Origin of the sequence: Pseudomonas entomophila, assembly GCF_029193575.1 — a bacterium.
In the GTDB taxonomy this organism is placed as follows: domain Bacteria; phylum Pseudomonadota; class Gammaproteobacteria; order Pseudomonadales; family Pseudomonadaceae; genus Aquipseudomonas; species Aquipseudomonas entomophila_G.
The window spans coordinates 78,135-96,060 of record NZ_JARGCS010000024.1 but is presented as its reverse complement, the minus strand read 5'-3'; the positions used below and the strand labels follow the sequence as shown (position 1 = coordinate 96,060).

At 67.4% G+C, this 17,926-nt stretch carries 15 protein-coding genes and 1 riboswitch; of the genes, 5 read left to right on the top strand and 10 right to left on the bottom strand.

Going from position 1 to position 17,926, the window contains the following annotated elements; translation table 11 throughout:
• Positions 1 to 9 precede the first annotated feature (9 nt).
• The 6 genes from P0Y43_RS11610 to P0Y43_RS11585 all read right to left on the bottom strand — a co-directional run bounded on the left by P0Y43_RS11610 (position 10) and on the right by P0Y43_RS11585 (position 7,595).
• Positions 10 to 1,128 (bottom strand): succinylglutamate desuccinylase/aspartoacylase family protein, encoded by a 1,119-nt coding sequence (locus P0Y43_RS11610; protein WP_275637404.1) that lies wholly within the window; start codon positions 1,126 to 1,128, stop codon positions 10 to 12.
• A gap of 75 nt (positions 1,129 to 1,203) precedes the next feature.
• Positions 1,204 to 2,451, bottom strand: coding sequence for an OprD family porin (locus tag P0Y43_RS11605; protein ID WP_275637403.1), 1,248 nt, complete (start codon positions 2,449 to 2,451; stop codon positions 1,204 to 1,206).
• 123 nt (positions 2,452 to 2,574) lie between these two features.
• Entirely contained in the window at positions 2,575 to 4,212 is a 1,638-nt protein-coding gene (locus tag P0Y43_RS11600) for a dipeptide ABC transporter ATP-binding protein (RefSeq protein WP_275637402.1), read from the bottom strand.
• Entirely contained in the window at positions 4,209 to 5,057 is an 849-nt protein-coding gene (locus P0Y43_RS11595; RefSeq protein WP_430540245.1) for an ABC transporter permease, read from the bottom strand. The genes P0Y43_RS11600 and P0Y43_RS11595 overlap by 4 nt, the downstream gene beginning before the upstream one ends.
• Positions 5,058 to 5,092: 35 nt before the next feature.
• Positions 5,093 to 6,034: an ABC transporter permease gene (locus tag P0Y43_RS11590; protein ID WP_275637400.1), complete on the bottom strand. Its 942-nt coding sequence runs from the start codon at positions 6,032 to 6,034 to the stop codon at positions 5,093 to 5,095.
• Position 6,035: 1 nt separating this feature from the next.
• Positions 6,036 to 7,595 carry an ABC transporter substrate-binding protein gene (locus P0Y43_RS11585; RefSeq protein ID WP_275637399.1) on the bottom strand — a complete coding sequence of 520 codons (1,560 nt, stop codon included), beginning with the start codon at positions 7,593 to 7,595 and terminating at the stop codon, positions 6,036 to 6,038.
• A gap of 405 nt (positions 7,596 to 8,000) precedes the next feature.
• On the opposite strand from P0Y43_RS11585, the gene P0Y43_RS11580 reads away from it, so the two are divergent.
• Both P0Y43_RS11580 and P0Y43_RS11575 read left to right on the top strand, forming a co-directional pair.
• The gene (locus tag P0Y43_RS11580) at positions 8,001 to 8,918 is read left to right on the top strand and encodes a LysR family transcriptional regulator (protein WP_275637398.1); all 918 of its coding nucleotides are present in this window, start codon (positions 8,001 to 8,003) and stop codon (positions 8,916 to 8,918) included.
• 31 nt (positions 8,919 to 8,949) lie between these two features.
• Positions 8,950 to 10,392 (top strand): serine hydrolase domain-containing protein, encoded by a 1,443-nt coding sequence (locus P0Y43_RS11575; RefSeq protein WP_275637397.1) that lies wholly within the window; start codon positions 8,950 to 8,952, stop codon positions 10,390 to 10,392.
• Between the two features lie 87 nt (positions 10,393 to 10,479).
• Here P0Y43_RS11575 and P0Y43_RS11570 read toward each other — a convergent pair whose 3' ends face one another.
• Positions 10,480 to 11,685, bottom strand: a complete 1,206-nt coding sequence (locus tag P0Y43_RS11570; protein WP_275637396.1) for an RtcB family protein — start codon at positions 11,683 to 11,685, stop codon at positions 10,480 to 10,482.
• A gap of 94 nt (positions 11,686 to 11,779) precedes the next feature.
• Positions 11,780 to 11,921: riboswitch (FMN riboswitch) on the top strand.
• A gap of 79 nt (positions 11,922 to 12,000) precedes the next feature.
• Here P0Y43_RS11570 and ribB point away from each other — a divergent pair.
• Positions 12,001 to 12,642: a 3,4-dihydroxy-2-butanone-4-phosphate synthase gene (ribB, locus tag P0Y43_RS11565; RefSeq protein WP_275637395.1), complete on the top strand. Its 642-nt coding sequence runs from the start codon at positions 12,001 to 12,003 to the stop codon at positions 12,640 to 12,642.
• A 107-nt stretch (positions 12,643 to 12,749) separates the two neighbouring features.
• On the opposite strand, the gene P0Y43_RS11560 is transcribed toward ribB, so the two are convergent.
• The 3 genes from P0Y43_RS11560 to P0Y43_RS11550 are packed head-to-tail and all read right to left on the bottom strand — an operon-like array spanning position 12,750 to position 16,384.
• Entirely contained in the window at positions 12,750 to 13,934 is a 1,185-nt protein-coding gene (locus P0Y43_RS11560) for an SGNH/GDSL hydrolase family protein (protein WP_275637394.1), read from the bottom strand.
• A gap of 1 nt (position 13,935) precedes the next feature.
• Positions 13,936 to 14,994, bottom strand: coding sequence for an SGNH/GDSL hydrolase family protein (locus P0Y43_RS11555; RefSeq protein ID WP_275637393.1), 1,059 nt, complete (start codon positions 14,992 to 14,994; stop codon positions 13,936 to 13,938).
• A complete protein-coding gene (locus tag P0Y43_RS11550; RefSeq protein WP_275637392.1) occupies positions 14,981 to 16,384 on the bottom strand; it encodes an MBOAT family O-acyltransferase in 1,404 nt (467 codons plus the stop codon). The genes P0Y43_RS11555 and P0Y43_RS11550 overlap by 14 nt, the downstream gene beginning before the upstream one ends.
• A gap of 240 nt (positions 16,385 to 16,624) precedes the next feature.
• On the opposite strand from P0Y43_RS11550, the gene P0Y43_RS11545 reads away from it, so the two are divergent.
• Positions 16,625 to 16,867, top strand: coding sequence for an exodeoxyribonuclease VII small subunit (locus tag P0Y43_RS11545; RefSeq protein WP_186556633.1), 243 nt, complete (start codon positions 16,625 to 16,627; stop codon positions 16,865 to 16,867).
• On the top strand, positions 16,864 to 17,751 hold the full coding sequence (gene ispA, locus P0Y43_RS11540) for a (2E,6E)-farnesyl diphosphate synthase (protein ID WP_275637391.1): 888 nt from the start codon (positions 16,864 to 16,866) through the stop codon (positions 17,749 to 17,751). The genes P0Y43_RS11545 and ispA overlap by 4 nt, the downstream gene beginning before the upstream one ends.
• Positions 17,752 to 17,926: the final 175 nt, after the last annotated feature.

The following is a 17,926-nucleotide window of genomic DNA, read 5'->3' as shown; positions in this document are numbered from 1 at the left end:
ATTCCTGGATCAAGCGCTAAGCAGTTTGCCGGTGCGCACCGGCACGTGGCCGGTGACGCGACCGAGCGGGTCGCCGGGGCGCACGAAGCGCACGTCCCGACGCATGTACAGCACCCCGGCGGTGGCGCTGTGCACCGTGGTCACCTCGCCGCTGAGCGGGTCGACCAGGTCGAACATCGCCTGGCCTGGGCTGACCTGAGTGCCCAACGCGACACGGTGCACCAGCACGCCGCCCACCGGGGCGATGAACTGTTCGCTGCCAGCCAGCGGGGTGGCTGGCCACAGCAGTTCGGGCAAGGGCTCGGGCTCGCCGGTGATGAACCCGCCGTGCACCAGGGTGGCGATGATCGCGTCGGCGTCCTGGCGTGCCAGGTCGGCGTCCACGTCACGCTGCCCACGGTGCTCGACGGTCACGCAGGCATTGCCCAGCGGGATCGGGTACTGCCCTTGCAGGCGTTCACGCAGGCGCCACCAGATCAGGCTCAAGGCCTCATCGAACGACAGCGCCTGGGAGTCCACCGACAGCAGCGTGGCTTGCGAGCCGATGTAGCGCGCCAGCGGCTCGACCTGCGCCCAGCTCCACTCGGAGGAGTACAGGTGCATCACCGCTTCGCGCGAGCAATGCAGGTCGAGCACCAGCTCGGCGTCGCAGGCCAGCAGCATCAGCTGGCGTTGCAGCGAGGCCATCTCGTCGCGCGGGGTGATCGCCTCCAGGCTTTCTCGCCAGGCCACGCGCACCACCTGCAGGTTGTGCGCGGGGTCGTCCGTGAGCTGGCCCTCCACACGCTGCAGGATCGCCTCCAGCGGGAAGGGGAAATCACGGTTGTAGTTACGACCGCTGCCCAGCTCGAAGCGCCCGCTCGGCGCGCCCATGATGAACTGCCCCAGGCCCGCCGGGTTGGCCACCGGCACCAGTACCACCTGCGCCGCCAACCGGCCCGCCGCCTCCAGCGCCAGCAGACGCTGGCGCAGTTCGCTCGCCACCAGCATCGCCGGGGTCTCGTCGGCGTGCAGGCAAGCCTGGATGTACACCTTCCTGGTGTATTGCTCGGGGCCGTAGTGCTCGCTGACAACATCGCGCCGTGTCCCCGGCGTGGCAGTGAGCAATGAATGTGTGAGTCGTTTCATACAAGGTTCCATGGCCGCGGGCGGCGTCGTTCAGGAGGCAGTAGGCAGTCCACCTCTCGCGGGGCTAGCTGTCGGCTACCAGAGCGTCCAGGTGTATCCCACGATGAAGCGGTTTTCGTTCATGTCGTTGGCGTAGCTGGAGTTGAGGTTCGCGTTGCGCCAGCGGAACGACAGGCCCTTGACCGGGCCGGACTGGATCACGTAGCTCAAGTCCAGGTCGCGTTCCCACTCGCGGCCGTGCTCGCCGACCAGCTTGGTGGTCTCGATGCCGTCACCCTTGGCGTAGCGCATGCCGAAGGTCAGGCCCGGCAGCCCCAGGGAGGCGAAGTCGTATTCGTAGCGGGCGTGCCACGCGCGTTCGTTGGTCTGCGAGAAGTTGACCAGCTGGTACTCGGTGAACAGGTAGGTGTTGGAGCCATCCACGTAGGTGAACGGCGTGTCACCGTATTGCTTCTGGTAGCCGATGCCGAAGTTGTGGCCGTTCAACTCGTAGCTGAAGCGGGTGCTCAGCGCACGGTTGTCGACCTTGCCAGCCAGGCCCGCGCCGTCTTCATCGGCGGCGAAGTAGCGCAGTTCGCTGCGCAGGGTGCCGGGGCCGACCTTGACGCCGTGCTTGAGGCCGACGAAGTGCTGCTGGTACAGGCTCGACAGCTCGGCGTGGTAGTAGCTCAGGGTCAGGTCCGGACGCACGTTGTAGTCGCCGCCGACGAAGCGGAACTTGTTGCTGGTCGCGGCCTTGTAGGCGCCGTTCTGAGCGGTCAGGCCCATGGTTTCGTAGTCGGTCGAGTCGCGGTCGCGCATGCGGTCGTACTGGCCGAGGGTGAAGGTCAGGTTGCTGATGTCCTTCGAAGTGATCGCGGTGCCCGAGAAGGTCTGCGGGAAGATCCGGCTGGTGTTCGATTGCAGGACCGGCAGCTTGGCGATCTGCTCGCCGACGCGCAGCTCGCTCTTGGCGAAACGCACCTTGCCGGCCACACCGAGCTTGGAGTACTCGTCCTTGGCGCGACCATCGCTGCCGCGCAGCAGCAGGCCGGTGCCGGAACGGTCCGGGCTGGAGTCGAGCTTGATGCCGAGCATGCCGGTGACGTCGAGGCCGAAGCCGACCGTGCCTTCGGTGTAGCCGGAGAGGAAGTTGAAGGTGAAGCCCTGCGCCCATTCATCGCGCTTGGACTGCTTGGCTTCCTCGCGGTAGTCGCGGTTGAAGTAGTAGTTCTTGGTATCCAGGTTGGCGCTGGAGTCCTTGAAGAACTCGGCCTGCGCAGCGCCCGGCAATGCCGTGACGACGCTGGCGCCAATCAGGATCTTGTGAAAGTTACGGTTCATGTCAATGCTCCCCACCTGTACTTTTTTTTTGGTTGTTGGTCGTTTTGCAGGCATGACTTCCCCCTGGGCGCCGGACCCGGGGGTCGGCGCCTGGTGAAGAAGGTGAAACCAAGGTGCTATGGATCAGCCGGTGGCGGGCACCTGGCGCAGCCGGAAGCCGCCCCCCTCAAGCTTCTCCAACGGGCACGACGCTGCCAGCAATTGCCGGGTATAGGCATGCTGTGGGCGATCGAAGATCTCGTCGCGCGGCCCGATTTCGACGACGTCGCCCTGGCACATCACCGCCACCCGGTGGGCGATGCGTTCCACCGCCGCCAGGTCGTGGGAGATGAACAAGCAGGCGAAGCCATACTGCTTTTGCAGACGCTCGAACAACTCGAGGATCTGTTTCTGCACGGTCATGTCCAATGCCGAGATCGGCTCGTCGGCCACCACCAGGCTCGGTCGGCGCACCAGTGCGCGGCCGATCGCCACGCGTTGGCGCTGGCCGCCGGACAGCTCATGGGGCAAACGGTCGATCAGGCGCTCGGGCAAGTTGATGTCGACCAGGGTCGCCAGCACCCGCTCGCGGCGCTGCGCGGCGGTCATGCCCGCGACGTGGCGCAGGGGTTCGGCGAGGATCTGGCCGATGGTCATGCGCGGGTTCAGCGAGGAGAACGGGTCCTGGAAGATCATCTGGCACTGCAAGCGGTGCGTGCGGTTGCTGGCCTGGACGATGTCGTGGCCATGGAAGCTGATCTGCCCGGCGCTGGGCTTGACCAGCCCGACGATGGCACGGCCCAGGGTGGTCTTGCCCGAACCGCTGCCGCCGACCAGCGCCAGGGTCTCGCCCGGGGCGATGTGCAGGTTGGCGCCGTGCACCACGCGCCGCGCCTCGCCCTTGCGCCACAGCTTGCGCGGGCCGGGGTAGCTAATCTGCACGCCGTCGATGCGCAGCAGCGGCTCCTTGGCGACCGGCAGCGGCGGCAGCTCGCCACGGCTGGGCAGCGCTTCGAGCAGCTGGCGGGTGTAATCGGCGCGGGGGTTGAGCAGCACCTGGTCGATCGGCCCCTGCTCGACTTCCTTGCCGTTGCGCATCACCACCACTTTGTGGGCATAGCGCGCCACCAGCGACAGGTCGTGGCTGATGAACAGCACGGCAGTGCCCTGCTTGCGGGTCAGCTCGAGCATCAGCTTGAGCACGTCCAGCTGGGCCAGGCAGTCGAGCGCGGTGGTCGGCTCGTCGGCGATCAGCAGCGCCGGGCGCAGCAGCATCACCGAGGCCAGCATGATGCGCTGGCGCATGCCACCGGAGAACTCGTGCGGGTAGGCCGACAGGCAACGCTCGGCGTCACGGATGCCGATGTCGTTGAGCATCTGCACGCACTTGGCGCGAATGGTCGCCTCGTCGAACTCGGTGTGCAGGCGCATGCCTTCGGCCATCTGCTCGCCGATGCGCAGCGCCGGGTTCAGCGAAACCATCGGCTCCTGGAACACCATGCCGATCTTCGCGCCACGGATCTCACGCAGCGCCTGGGGCGCCAGGGTGTTGAGGTCCTGGCCCTGGAAGCGGACGGCGCCACCGCAGACCTGCATGGGCATCGGCAGCAGGCCGATGGCCGCACGCGCCGCCATGGTCTTGCCGCTGCCGGACTCACCCACCAGGGCGACGATCTGCCCCGGGGCGATGTCGAACGACAGGTCGTCGACCACCACCGGGCCATCGACGCCAACACGGATCTTCAGGCCCTCGACGGCCAGCAAAGCTTGGTTGTGACTCATCGCAGGCTCCTCATGCGCGGGTCGAGGCGGTCGCGCAGGGCGTCGCCGGCAAGGTTGAAGGCCAACAGCGAGAGGGCGATGCACAGCCCCGGGAACAGGCCGAGCCAGCCCGCGGAGGCGATGAACGGACGGCTGGCGGCGAGCATGTTGCCCCAGGTCGCGGCGGGTGGCGGCACGCCCAGGCCGAGGAAGCTCAGCGAGCTTTCGGCAAGGATGGTCCAACCGAACATGCTGGTGGCGATCACGCACACCGGGGCCACGCAGTTGGGCGCCACGTGGCGCAGCATGGTGTACAGCTCGGAGTTGCCGATCACCCGCGAAGCCTCGACGAACTCACGCTCGCGCAGCGACAGCACGCTGCTGCGCACCACCCGCACCACCGAGGGCGTGTAGGCAATGCTCAGGGCCAGGATGATGCCGTACTCGCTCGGGCCGATGATCGCCATCAGCGCCAGCGCCATGAGGATGCCGGGGAACGCCAGCAGGGTGTCGTTGATCATCATCAGCACACGGTCGACGTTGCCGCGCAGGTAGCCGGCCAACAGGCCCAGCAGGGTGCCGCAGCTGACCGCGACCACCACGGTCAGCAGGCTGACCCAAAGGCTGGTGTGGGCGCCGACCATCAGCCGGCTGAGCACGTCGCGGCCGTATTCGTCGGTGCCCAGCCAGTGGGCGGACGACGGCGGTTGCAGGCGCGCCAGCAGGTCCAGGCGCACCGGGTCGTGCGGGGTCCAGATCAGGCCCAGCAGCGCCACTACGGCCAGCAGGCTGAGCAGGGTCAGGCCCACCAGGGCGTTCATCGGCAGCGGCCGGCGGCGGCTGCGCGGAGCGGGCTTGGCGGTCATGTCCGTGGCGGACAGGGTTGCAGTCTGAGGCTTGCTCATAGCTTCACCCGTGGGTCGAACAGTGGGTACAGCAGGTCCACCAGCAGGTTGACCAGCACGAAGATGAAGGTGACCAGCAGCAGGCAGCCTTGCAGCACCGGGTAGTCACGGCCGAAGATCGCGTCGACCATCAGTCGACCGATGCCCGGCAGGGTGAACACGGTTTCCAGCACCGCGATGCCGCCCAGCAGGTTGCCGAGGATCAGGCCGATCAGCGTCATGGTCGGGGCGAAGGCGTTGCGCAGGGCGTGCTTCCACAGCACCGTGCTTTCCGACAGGCCCTTGGCCCGCGCATGGGTGATGTACTCCAGGCGCAGCACTTCGATGGCGTTGGCACGGGCCATGCGGGTGATGGCGCCGATTTCCACCAGGGTCAGGGTGGCCACTGGCAGGATCATGTAGCGCATGGCCTGCCAGGCATCCTGGTCGAAGGTCACGTAGCCGACGATCGGCAGCCAGCCCAGCTTGATGCCGAAGCCATAAAGCAGCAGCAGGCCCAGCCAGAACGACGGGATCGACAGCAGCAGGGTGGCCACGGCCACCACCGACAGGTCGAGCGCGCCGTTCTGCTTCCACGCTGCCAGCATGCCCGCCGGCACGGCGATCAGGCTGGCCAGGAAGACCGCTAGCAGGACGATGCTGGAGCTGACCTCGAAACGCTCGAGCATCATCGGCAGCACCGCCTCGCGGGTGGTGATGGAGTGGCCGAGGTCGCCGCTGAGGACGGCCTTGAACCAGATCACGAACTGCACCGCCATGGGCTGGTCCAGGCCCAGGGCCTGGCGGGTAGCCGCCAGGCTCTGTTCATCGGCCATGTCGCCCAGCATCAGCAGCGCAGGGTCGCCTGGAATCAGGCGAATGATGGTGAACACCGCCACCGCGATCAGCAGCAGGGTCGGTATCGCCATGCCCAGCCGCTGAAGGATGTACCGGAACATGTCAGCTCTTCCCTTGGTTATCGAGGCTGATCATCCACAACCGCGGCTTGGACACCGGCCATGGGCGCTGGCCCTGGACGTAGTCGCGGGTGACGGTGATCGCATTGCCGTTGTACAGCGGGATCAGGGGCAGGTCGCGCAGCATGTCCTTGTGCAGTTCGTCGAACAGCGCCTGGCGCTTGGCCGGCTCGCCTTCGCGGCGGGCTTCGGCGATCAGCTCGCGGGCCTTGGCGTCGCCCCAGACCTTGCGCGGCTCCTTGGCCTTGTCGCCGGTCGCGGCGTCGTAGTTCAGGGCCGGGTCCAGGCGCTCGGAGTAGGTCGAGACCATCACCTGGTAGTTGCCGCTCTGGTAACGCTCGAGCTGGGTACCCCACTCCATGGTCTGCAGCTGGATGTTCAAGCCCACCTGGCTGGCCATCGCCTGCACGTACACGGCGATGTCGAACATGTTCGGGTAGCGCTTGTTGGTGATCAGCTGGATCGGCTGGCCTTTGTAGCCGGCTTCCTTGAGCAGGCGGCGGCTTTCCTCGGGCGAGTAGGCAAAGCCTTCGTTCTGCGCGGCGGTGTGGTAACGGCTGCCCAGGGCGACCATCGACGGGTTCGGCTTGGAGCGGCCTTCGGTCAGCGCGGTGACGATGGTCGAGGTGTCCAGCGCGTGGGCCAGGGCCTTGCGCATGCGCACGTCGGAGAACAGCGGGTCCTGGGTCTGGAACAGCACGGCGCTGGTGGACATCGTGGTGCTGGCCGAGATACGCACGCCCGGCAGGGTTTCCAGTTCCTTGGCTTCCAGGGCACTGACGTCGTTGAGCATATCGACGTTGCGCGACAGCAGCGCGGCCTTGGCGGCGGCCGGGTCGGGGATGATGGTCAGGTGCACGCGGTCCAGGGTGGTGGACTTGTTGCCGGTGTAGCCGTCGGCGTCTTTCTCGTCACGTGGCTTGTAGCCATCGAAGCGGACCAGGTCCAGGTACTGGCCGGGCTTCCACTCCTTGAGCTTGAACGGGCCGGTGCCGATGGGCGCCATCCACTGGTCGCCGATCACCGAGTCCGGGTGGATGATGCCGCTGCCGCCGCACTCGGGCAGGGCCATGCTGGCCAGGAACAGCGCGTTGGGCTGGTCGAGGGTGAACACCACGGTGTGCTCGTCGGGCGCCTGCAGGTCGACCACCTTGGCCCCGCTGCTGCCATCGAACGAGGCGGTGCAGCGCCACTGGGTGGCCGGGTTCAGGTAGCGTTTCCAGGTCCACAGCACTTCGTTGGAAGTGAGTGGCTTGCCGTTGTGGAAGGTCACGCCGTCGCGCAACTTGAAGGTATAGGTCAGGCCGTCCGCGGAGGTGGTCACCTCACTGGCCAGCAGTGGGCCGACGGTCGCATCCTCGCGGAAGGCCACCAGGCCCTCGAACAGGTGCAGTACCACGGCGTCGGAGTTGGTGTCGCGGTTGACGCCAGGCTGGGTGCTGCGGATGTCGGCGTTCATCGCCACATTCAGCGTGCCCTGGGCCTGCGCGTTGGCGCAGATGGCGGCCATCAGGCCGGCCGTCAGAATCAGTGTCTTCCTCAAGGTATCCCCTCCAGCTCGAGTTCATACAATCGGGGGCAGATGCTACGAAAAGTCGTGATGCCCGATTCGGGAACTCGTTGTTGTTTTTATGACCGAGACCCAAGGCGATGCGCGCCTTGGGGCCTCAGTAGCCGTGCCAGGCCATCGTGTCTCAGCCGGCGGCATTGCGTAAGCACGCAATTTCCGATCATGAGCGTCTTATGCAATCGTTAAATTCGTTGCTTTCCCTAAGTATCTACGTAGAGGGCGCCGGAAAAGGCCCTGCAACAAGGCTCAACGCGGGAAGCACCGGCGGCGCGGATGATCCAACAAAACAATCGGGATCTGCAAAAGCGTGCTGACAGCTTTAGCGATCGCTCTCTACCATGGCAGCCATCCAATGCACCCTTTCGCGGAGCACGACCGATGACCTTGACCCACCTGCGCGCCTTTTGCTCCGTGGTCGACATGGGCAGCTTCCGGGCCGCGGCCCGCCAACTGAACATTGCCCAGAGCACCCTGACCCAGTCGGTGCAGGCACTGGAGCGCGAGCTTGGCGCGCCGCTGCTGCACCGCACCAACCAGGGCATCAAGCTGAGCGACAGCGGCCAGCGCTTCATCGCCCATGCCCGCGCCATCCTCCACGACTGCGACCGCGCCATGGCCGACGTGCGCGCCCTCAGCGAACCGCAGGGCCATGTGGCCCTGGGCGTGACCTCCGAGCCGCTGGCGGAGTTGCTGGTGCCGGTGTTCGAGAGCTTTACCGCACAGCATCCACAAACGCGCCTGGAAGTCACCAGCGGTTCGTCGAAAACCCTTATAGAGAAGCTGCGCGAAGGCCGCCTGGACTTCGCCCTGTGCGCCCTGCCCGCCCATGTGGCGGAGATCGACCTGTCGATCCAGCGCCTGCACGCCTCGCGCGCCGGGGTGCTGGCGCGCCGCGACCACCCGCTGCGCGACGCCCGCTCGGTGCGCGACCTGACCCAGTGCAAATGGATCAGCGTGCGCCGCGACGGCCTGGTCGGCGGTGCCGAAAGCCGCCTGATCGAGCTGTTCCGCTCGCACGGGCTGGGTGCGCCGAAGATCGGCATTACCACCGAATCGCTGCTGGAAACCCTGCACATTGTCGCCGAGACCGACTACCTGACCATCGAGCCGGAGATCATCCCGTCGCTGAAGCTGTTCTCCTCGTCGTTGATCCAGATCCCCATCGAGGAGCGCCTGAGCCACCGCGACGTCGCCCTGATCACCCGCAAGAACGCCACCCTGACCAGCGTGGCGCAGGTGTTCATCGGCATGCTGGTGTCGTACAGCCGTCTGGTCCACCCGCGCTCCGCCGACTGACCCTCCGCCCCCGAACCCACGAGGAATGCCCATGCCTGAGTCAAACGCCTTCGACCTGCCCACCGCCGCGCCCTCCACCCTGGGCATCGATGGCCACGCGGTCGCCGACTTCCTGGAGGCGGTGCAGGAAGCGGGCCTGGAGGTGCACGGGGTGATGATCGAGCGCGACGGCCTGCTCGCCGTGGACGCCTGGCGCTGGCCGTACAACGCCCATACCCCGCGGGTGACCCACTCGATCACCAAGAGCTTCGCCGCCTGCGCCATCGGCCTGGCCATCGACGACGGCCTGCTGCGCCTGAACGACCCGCTGTCGCGCTTCTTCCCCGAAGCCGCCGCACGGGCCAGCGACCCGCGTAGCGCCGGCATCACCGTCGAGCAGTTGCTGACCATGCGCACCGGCCACGGCGGCAACACCTCGGGCTCGGTGTGGCGCGGCATCGACGGCAGCTGGGTCGAGGAGTTCTTCCGCATTCCACTGGTCAGCGAGCCGGGCACGGCGTTCGTCTACACCAGCGCCGCCAGCTACATGCTGTCGGCGATCCTCACCCAGGTGACCGGCCAGACCCTGCACCAGTACCTCACGCCACGGCTGTTCCAGCCCCTGGGCTTCGCCGGGGAAAGCTGGGACATCAGCCCAGACGGCATCAACCCCGGCGGCAACGGCCTGACCGCGCGGCCACTGGATGTCCTGAAGCTCGCCATGCTGCACCGCGAGGGTGGGCGCTGGCAGGGACGCCAACTGTTGTCGGCGGAGTGGGTGAGCGCCGCGACCCGCCCGCAAGGCGGTGAAGGCAGCCGCTACGGCTACCACTGGTGGACCGACCGCCCGGCCAACGGCTACAGCGCCGTGGGCGTGTTCGCGCAGCTGGCTGCGGTGATCCCGGGCGAGCGCGCCACCCTGGCGGTGTTCGGGGCGATGGAGAAGTCCGCCGTGGTGACACCGTACATCGACCGCCACCTGGGCGCCGCGTTGCGGGGCGAGCGCGCGGGCGCGCAAGCCGACGAACGGTTGCGCCAGACCATCGAACGCTTCGCCGCGCCACGCCCCCTGCGCTCCAGCGCCCGGCCGACCGCCCCCTTGCCCGCGCTGCTGAGCTATGCGCTGGAGGCCAACCCCTATGGGCTCGAACGCCTGAACCTGCGCCAGCAGGCAGATCGCCTGGTGCTGGAGCTGGTCGATGAGACGGGCACCCACGCCATCGAAGTGGGCCTCGATCAATGGCTGAGCGGCACCTGCTCGATGCCGGGCGCGCAACTGCACCACGGCTATTCGCTGCGTGACGCGCCAGTGATCGCTGGCGCGCACTGGGTGTCGGCCGATCGCTTGGAAATGGAGTGGATCTACCCCCGCTCGGCATTCCGCGATGTGTTGCAACTGGCCTTCGAGGGCGCGCGGGTGCGGGTCGAGCGGCGGGTCAACATCAATAGCGGGGTCAGGGAGTGGGCGCCGTTGCTGGGCGCGCGCCTGGCGTAAGGGCCAATCGCGGGGCAAGCCCGCGCCTGCAGGTTCCCCGCAGTTCTCAGGGCCAACGGTGAACCTGTGGGCCCCGCGATGCGGCCTTCAGCCTTTCACGCACACCACCTGGCGCAAGGTGTGCACCACCTCCACCAACTCGCGCTGCGCTCGCATCACCGCATCGATGTCCTTGTAGGCCATGGGGATCTCGTCGATCACGTCCTTGTCCTTGCGGCATTCCACGTGGGCGGTGGCGCGGCGCTGGTCCTCGACGCTGAACAGGCCCTTGGCCTTGGTGCGGCTCATCACCCTGCCTGCGCCATGGCTACAGGAACAGAACGCCTCTTCGTTGCCCAAGCCCCGGACGATGAAGCTCTTGGCGCCCATCGAGCCGGGGATGATGCCCAGCTCGCCCTTTTGCGCCGACACCGCGCCCTTGCGCGTCACCAGTACTTCGCGGCCGAAGTGGCGCTCGCGCTGCACGTAGTTGTGGTGGCAGTTGACCGCCTCGAGGCGCGCCTCGAACGGCCTGCCCAGCACCTTGCGTGCGGCGTCGATCACGGCGCGCATCATCAGTTCGCGATTCTGCCGGGCGAAGTCCTGGGCCCATTCCAGCGCCTCGACGTAGTCGGCGAAATGCCGGCTGCCCTCCTCGAAATAGGCCAGGTCCTTGTCCGGCAGGTTGGCCAGGTGCTGGCGCATATCGGCCTGGGCCAGCTCGATGAACAGGTTGCCGATGGCGTTGCCGACCCCGCGCGAACCGCTGTGCAACATGAACCAGACGCGCTCGGCCTGGTCCAGGCAAACCTCGATGAAGTGGTTGCCGCCGCCCAAGGTGCCCAGGTGGTGGCGGTTGTTGGTCTTCTCCAGGCGCGGGTGCTTGTCGGTGATCGCCCGGAAGCGCCCAGCCAGGGCGCGCCAGGCCTGGTCCGCGTGGGCCGGCACATCGCTCCAGGCGCCCTGGTCGTGGCGGCCGAAGGTCTTGCCGTGGGGCACCGCCTTTTCGATGGCGCTGCGCAGGCCATGCAGGTTGTCGGGCAGGTCGCGGGCGTGCAGCGAGGTGCGGGCGGCGATCATGCCGCAGCCGATGTCCACGCCCACGGCGGCGGGGATGATCGCGCCGACGGTGGGGATCACGCTGCCGATGGTCGAGCCCTTGCCCAGGTGCACGTCGGGCATCACCGCCAGGTGCTTGAAGATGAATGGCATGCGCGCGGTGTTGAGCAACTGGCGGCGGGCGTCGTCCTCGACCGGCACGCCGTCGGTCCATAGCTTGATCGGCTTGCCGCCGGCGACTTCGAGAATGTCCATGAAAGGGGTTCCACAAGAGGCATGCCGACCATGATACCGCCGAAGGTCGTAGGCGGTGCGCTTGCCAGCGGGGTGGCGGGCTGGGGTATGCTTGCGCGGTCTTCAGGGCGGGGTGAAAGTCCCCACCGGCGGTAAATCGAAAGATGAGCCCGCGAGCGCCCCGGCCATGCCGGGGGTCAGCAGACCTGGTGAGATTCCAGGGCCGACGGTCATAGTCCGGATGAAAGAAGGCGTCATGCAGGGGCCATCGGGCGCCCCTGCGCGCGCGTTTTGTTCGCCCCGAGACGTTCATCGATCATTCACGAGGAGCGTTTCATGCCACACCCCGCATTCCCCAACGTCACCGCCGCCATCGCCGCCTTCCAGGCCGGGCGCCCCGTGCTGCTGCTCGACGACGACGACCGTGAGGACGAAGCCGATATCGTCGCCGCGGCCGAAAACCTGTCGTTGCAGACCATGGCGATGATGATCCGCGATTGCAGCGGCATCGTTTGCCTGTGCCTGGACGAGACCACGGTCGACGCCCTGCAGTTGGCGCCGATGGTGCAGAACAACCAGGCCCGCCATGGCACCGGCTTCACCGTCAGCATCGAGGCGGCCGAAGGCGTCAGCACCGGTGTGTCGGCCCAGGACCGCATCACCACCATCGAAGCGGCGCTGCGCTCGACCGCGCAGCAGCGGCATATCGTCAGCCCAGGCCATGTATTCCCGCTGCGCGCGCGCAACGGCGGCGTGCTGGCCCGGCGTGGCCACACCGAAGGCTCGGTGGACCTGGCGCGCCTGGCCGGCCTGCGCCCGGCGGCGGTGCTGTGCGAGTTGATGAACCCCGACGGCAGCATGGCCCGCGGCGAGCAGGTGGCGGTGTATGCGCGGCAGTACAACCTGCCGGTGCTGACCATCGAGGAGCTGGCGCGGTATCGGGAAGCGCTGCTCGAGCGCGAGGCCGAGCCAGCCTGATAGAGCGCAGGGGCCCGCCCCACAGGTCCCCCCGCCGTTCGCAAGGGCTGCGCGGTACCCGTGTGTGCGGGCTTGCCCCGCGATCCGGGGCTACGCCCCGGCCATCCTCAGCGTATCCCCAGCGGCCCCTTCAAGAAGGCGTACAACCCCGCCGCACTCTTGCGATACCCCTCGGCCGTCAGGTGCACCAGGTCAGGCCGCGCCAAGCCACCGGCCTGCCACGCCGCGATCGAACACGGCCCGCCCATGTACCCCTGCCAATCCCAGAACAGCGCCTTGTGCCGCTGCGCCAACTGCCGCTGGATACGCACCACATCGGCCAATGGCCGGGGCTGGCGCGCCGCGCACGAGCGCGCCTTGCGCTGCTTGATCGAATCCGGCGGCCCGACCAGCAGGATCGCCGCCTTGGGCAGGTCCTGGCGCAGGCGCGTGAGGGTGGCGTCGAGCTGCGCCTGGTACAGCGCCAGGTCGAGGGTGTCGTCGAAAGCCTCGTTGGTGCCGTAGGCGAGGATCACCAGGTCTGGGCGCAACGCCACCAGGGTCTGCTGCCAGCCCGGCTGCCACTTGTCCACCACGTCCTGGCGCGCGCCATTGATGCCCAGCGCCGAATAGGTCACCCCGGCGCTTTTCTGCCCTTGCACGTACCAGCCACCCAAGGCCACGCCTTGCGCGCCTTCCACGCCTAGCTGCAGGGGCAGGCCGAGGTTGACGAACGCCGGGCTCAGGCGCCATTGACCGTCGCTGGCGGGCAGCATGCGCCGCTGTGTGCCCGCCGCCACCAGGGTGCTGTTGCGGCTGGCCTGGTACAACGCCGAGACCCGGTAGCGCTGCGCGTCGGGGTCGCGCGGACGCAAGGCCACGGAGGGGCGATCGACCAGCGGCAACGACAGGTAGCCGCCCAAGGGGAACTGGCTGCTTTGCTGGTTGCGTGCCGACACCAACTGCCACTGGCGGCGGTCGCTGTCGATGATCACCCGGTCATTGCGCGTGCCCGGCACCGCCGTGGCCGGCAGCAAACCGATGCCACCGTCGCCATAGCGTGCCTGCAACAGGCGGCGCAGCTCGCCGCTGAACAGGTCGGCGGCGGTGTGCGAGTCGCCCAGCTGGACGATGGCGACCGGCGCCCGCCCGGCGTTGCGCAGCTTGCCGGCGAACAGCGCCAGGTTGCCGTCGTCGCGCGGGCTGGGCGCCGCAGCCACCTGGGCCGCAGGCTTGGCCGGCGGGCTGGCGTTGCAGCCGGGCAAGGCGCCGAACATCAGGGCCAGGCCCAGCAGGTGATGCCATTGGCGCATCTCAGTGTCCTGTAACGGTCAGGCCCGGGAAGCTGATCAGCGACAGCACGTGTTCGGCGATCAGTTTCTGGCCGGTAATGGTGAAATGGATGCCGTCGTCGCCACGAACCTTGACCCGCGCGCCGTCCGGCGCCTGCACCGTATACGAGAACTGTTCGTCGGGGTAGCCGAGCATGGGATTGGCCGAGACGTAGTGCTGGCCGAACTGCGCCGCGCGTTCCTGGTAAAGGCCGCTGAGGTAGCCCATGGCCGTCGACAGGCGCCCCTTCTCCATGTTCGGCGGGCCAACCCAGAGCACCTCCACCCGATGCTCGCGCGCCTGTTCGAGGACCGCGTCGATGCGCTCGCGGTAGGCCGCCTCCCATTCCGGCGACTTGAAGCGCAGGAACGGCTTGCCCTTGCCCTGGGGCATGTCCCAGGGGTCGTTGGGGCCGAGGAACACCACCATCAGGCGGATGTCCGGGCTGTTGGCCAGGGTTTCGGCGACCGTGCGCGGCCAGTTGAAGAAGCCGGGGTAGGCCAGGCCCGTGCTCTGCCGACTGAGGTTGACGGTGCGCACCTGGTGGCGCTTGCGCAGGCTGTTGGCCAGGTGCGGCGCCACGCCCTGCATCAGCGAGTCGCCGACCAGGAACACCGTATCGCCCGAGGCCAGGCTGACCAGTGTGCCGGGCTGCTGTGGGGCGTGCGCCATAACCGGCGTGACGACCGCCACGGGCGCTGGCCGGGCAGGCGCATCGAGGTTGACCGTGACCACCGGCATCGGCGCCGGCAGCTCTTGCACCGGTGGGGCCTCGGCCTCGCGAGCCTGGCGCTCCAGGCTCGCGACGAAACTGTCACGCCCTTCGCCCAAGGCACTGTTCAACCCGGCCCCCAGGCGCCACGCCGGCCATTGGCCGAGCGCCGGCAGCTCGCAGCTGCGGTGGTATTTTTGCTGGCAATACAGGCTGATCGAGTCCTGGTTGAACCAGAACAGCAACAGGCTGGCCACGACGATCGCATACAGCGCGCGGGCCGCGCCCAGTTGCGCCCGCAACAGTTGGCGGCTATCAGAAGCTTGCATAGATGAACCCCGGCACACCCGATTGCGACGCGAAGATCACCAGCGCCATGAACACCGCCAACGGCACTGGGTACAAGGCCCAAGGCAGGCGCTGGCTGGCGGCGGAGCCCTGGCGCAGCAACATCAGCCATTGTGGATAACTCGCCACGTACAACACGCAGCCCAGCAGCAGCGCGCCAGTGGCCGAGTTCAGCCCGGCCAGGCTGACCCCGGTGATGGCGTCGAGCATCTCCCAGGCGCCGCCCAGGGTCGGGCTGCGGAAGAAGATCCAGGCGAAAGCCACGTAGTGGAATGTCAGCAGCCGCGCCAGCAGGTCGCTGCCGGGTGCCCGCGCGAAGCCAGGCAGCAGTGCGTCGAACAGCTTGTACAGCGCCAGTCCCACGCCGTGCAGGGCGCCCCAGATCAGGAAGTTGGCGCTGGCGCCATGCCACAACCCCGATACCAGCATCGCCAGCAGCATGTTCAGATTGCCGCGCCATGCACCCCGGCGGTTGCCACCCAGGGGGATGTACACGTAATCGCGGATGAACCGCGACAGGCTGATGTGCCAACGCCCCCAGAACGCCTTGAGGTTGCGCGCGGCATACGGCGCGTCGAAGTTCTCCGGCAGGCGGAACCCCAACAGCAGGGCGATGCCGGTGACCAGGTTGGTGTAGCCGCTGAAGTTGAAATAGATCAGGAAGCTGTAGCCATAAACGCTCAGCAGCACCTGTTCCGGGGTGTAGCTGCCGGGGGTGTCGAACACCGGGTCGACCCAGGTGCTGGCCAACCAGCCACCCAGCAGGAACAGCTTGACCACCGCCAGAGCGATCAGCCCCAGCGCGCGTTGTGGCTCCAGTACCTGGCGCATGGCCGTGGGGCGGATCTGCGGCAACAGGTGCGCCGCGCGGTTCACCGGCCCGGCGACCAGGCTGGGGAAGAACGCCAGGTACAACGCCACGTCCAGCGCCGCAACCGGCGCCAACTCGCGGCGGTTGACCGACACCAGGTAGCTGACCGAGTGGAAGGCATAGAACGACAGGCCGATCGGCGCCAGCACCTCGACGATCGGCAGCGACACCGTCAGCCCCGCCGCCGCCAGCGCGGCCTGGGCGCCTTCGACGAAGAAGGCCTGGTACTTGAACAGGTAGAAGCAGCCCAGCACCAGCGCCAAGAGCAGCACGGTGTTGAACCCGCGCCCCGGGTGGCGCGCGGCCAGCCGTCCAAGTACATGCACCAGCGCGCTGTAGCCGAGCAGGATGCCCAACGCAGGCAGGCTGAAACTCGCCACCAGCCCGTAGCTGGCGGCCAGCAGCAGCAGGTTCTGCAGGCGCACGCTCCAGCACAGGCTCCAGTAGAGGATGAAGAACAGCGTGAAACAGAGGCCGAATTCGATCGAGAGGAAGCTCACAACGTAGTCCGTTACGTGACGTCGGGAAGGGGCTTGGTGCGCCGCGCCGGGCGCGGGGCAGAGCGCGCGGAATTATGGCAGAGGGCCTGAACGGCAACAATTCGACTACATCGCAAAATGCAAGAGGAGTCTTCGCCAACAAGTGCAACAAGATGTTATGCGCAGCCCGCCCCTTTATTTGCTCCCCCCGCCCCGCTCTGCTAGTGTCGCGCCGTTCAAAATGCCACCGAGAATGTCGCCATGGCCCGCAAAAAAACCTCCATCGATTTCGAACAATCCCTCGCCGACCTGCAAGCCCTGGTCGAGCGCCTGGAGAACGGCGAACTGTCGCTGGAAGAGTCGCTGGCGGCGTTCGAGCAGGGCATTGCCCTGACCCGCGACTGCCAGGGCGCGCTGGCACAGGCAGAGCAGAAGGTGCAGATCCTCCTGGAGCGTGATGGCGAACTGGCAGCCCAGCCGTTCGACGCGGAGCCGCAGGAATGATCACCTCCTACCAGGCCACCTGCCAGGCCCGCGTCGATGCGGCCCTGGAGCCGTTGTTCCAGGCGCCGTCCAAGGAACTGGAGCGGCTCTACGCGGCCATGCGCTACAGCGTGATGAACGGCGGCAAGCGCGTGCGCCCGCTGCTCGCCTACGCCGCCTGCGAAGCCCTGGGCGCCCCGGCCGAGCAGGCCAACGGCGCGGCCTGCGCGGTGGAGCTGATCCACGCCTACTCGCTGGTGCACGACGACCTGCCGGCAATGGACGACGACGACTTGCGCCGCGGCCAGCCAACCACCCACAAGGCTTTCGACGAGGCCTGCGCGATCCTCGCCGGTGACGGCTTGCAGAGCCTGGCCTTCAGCGCCCTGCTCGACCCGCGCTTGAGCACACTGCCGGAGGCCATCCGCCTGTCCATGGTGCAGGCCCTGGCCAAGGCCGCCGGCCCCGCCGGCATGGTCGGCGGCCAGGCCATCGACCTCGGGTCGGTGGGTGTGAAACTCGACCAGCAGGCGCTGGAATACATGCACCGGCACAAGACCGGCGCGTTGATCGAAGCCAGCGTGCGCCTCGGCGCCCTGGCCAGCGGCCGCGCCGAACCGGCGCAACTGGATGCGCTGCAGGTTTACGCCCAGGCGATCGGCCTGGCGTTCCAGGTGCAGGACGACATCCTCGACGTGGAGAGCGACACCGCCACCCTGGGCAAACGCCAAGGCGCCGACATCGCCCGTGACAAACCGACCTACCCGGCGCTGCTCGGGCTGGAGGCGGCCAAGGCCTACGCCCTGGAGCTGCGCGACCAGGCCCTGGCGGCCCTCGCCGGGTTCGCTGAGCAAGCCGAGCCACTGCGCGCGCTGGCCCGCTACATCGTCGAACGCCGTCACTGAACACCCCCTATCCCTTGTAGGAGCGGGCTTGCCCCGCGATAGCGCCGGTGAGTTCACCCTGGCTATCGCAAGGCAAGCCCGCTCCTAGAAGGGTTGCGTCGTCCCCGAGGCGACCTCCTGCGTGAATGGGCAGCTTTTCCCACAATGGGGTAAACTGCCGCGTCTTCAAACCTAT

What these genes read in the sequence shown, in the direction of transcription:
- P0Y43_RS11610 (WP_275637404.1), bottom strand. Translation starts at nt 1,128, where the DNA reads ATGAAACGACTCACACATTCATTGCTCACTGCCACGCCGGGGACACGG.
- P0Y43_RS11570 (WP_275637396.1), bottom strand. Translation starts at nt 11,685, where the DNA reads ATGGACATTCTCGAAGTCGCCGGCGGCAAGCCGATCAAGCTATGGACC.
- P0Y43_RS11595 (WP_430540245.1), bottom strand. Translation starts at nt 5,057, where the DNA reads ATGACCGCCAAGCCCGCTCCGCGCAGCCGCCGCCGGCCGCTGCCGATG.
- P0Y43_RS11560 (WP_275637394.1), bottom strand. Translation starts at nt 13,934, where the DNA reads ATGCGCCAATGGCATCACCTGCTGGGCCTGGCCCTGATGTTCGGCGCC.
- P0Y43_RS11575 (WP_275637397.1), top strand. Translation starts at nt 8,950, where the DNA reads ATGCCTGAGTCAAACGCCTTCGACCTGCCCACCGCCGCGCCCTCCACC.
- P0Y43_RS11600 (WP_275637402.1), bottom strand. Translation starts at nt 4,212, where the DNA reads ATGAGTCACAACCAAGCTTTGCTGGCCGTCGAGGGCCTGAAGATCCGT.
- P0Y43_RS11545 (WP_186556633.1), top strand. Translation starts at nt 16,625, where the DNA reads ATGGCCCGCAAAAAAACCTCCATCGATTTCGAACAATCCCTCGCCGAC.
- P0Y43_RS11590 (WP_275637400.1), bottom strand. Translation starts at nt 6,034, where the DNA reads ATGTTCCGGTACATCCTTCAGCGGCTGGGCATGGCGATACCGACCCTG.
- P0Y43_RS11580 (WP_275637398.1), top strand. Translation starts at nt 8,001, where the DNA reads ATGACCTTGACCCACCTGCGCGCCTTTTGCTCCGTGGTCGACATGGGC.
- P0Y43_RS11555 (WP_275637393.1), bottom strand. Translation starts at nt 14,994, where the DNA reads ATGCAAGCTTCTGATAGCCGCCAACTGTTGCGGGCGCAACTGGGCGCG.
- ribB (WP_275637395.1), top strand. Translation starts at nt 12,001, where the DNA reads ATGCCACACCCCGCATTCCCCAACGTCACCGCCGCCATCGCCGCCTTC.
- ispA (WP_275637391.1), top strand. Translation starts at nt 16,864, where the DNA reads ATGATCACCTCCTACCAGGCCACCTGCCAGGCCCGCGTCGATGCGGCC.
- P0Y43_RS11605 (WP_275637403.1), bottom strand. Translation starts at nt 2,451, where the DNA reads ATGAACCGTAACTTTCACAAGATCCTGATTGGCGCCAGCGTCGTCACG.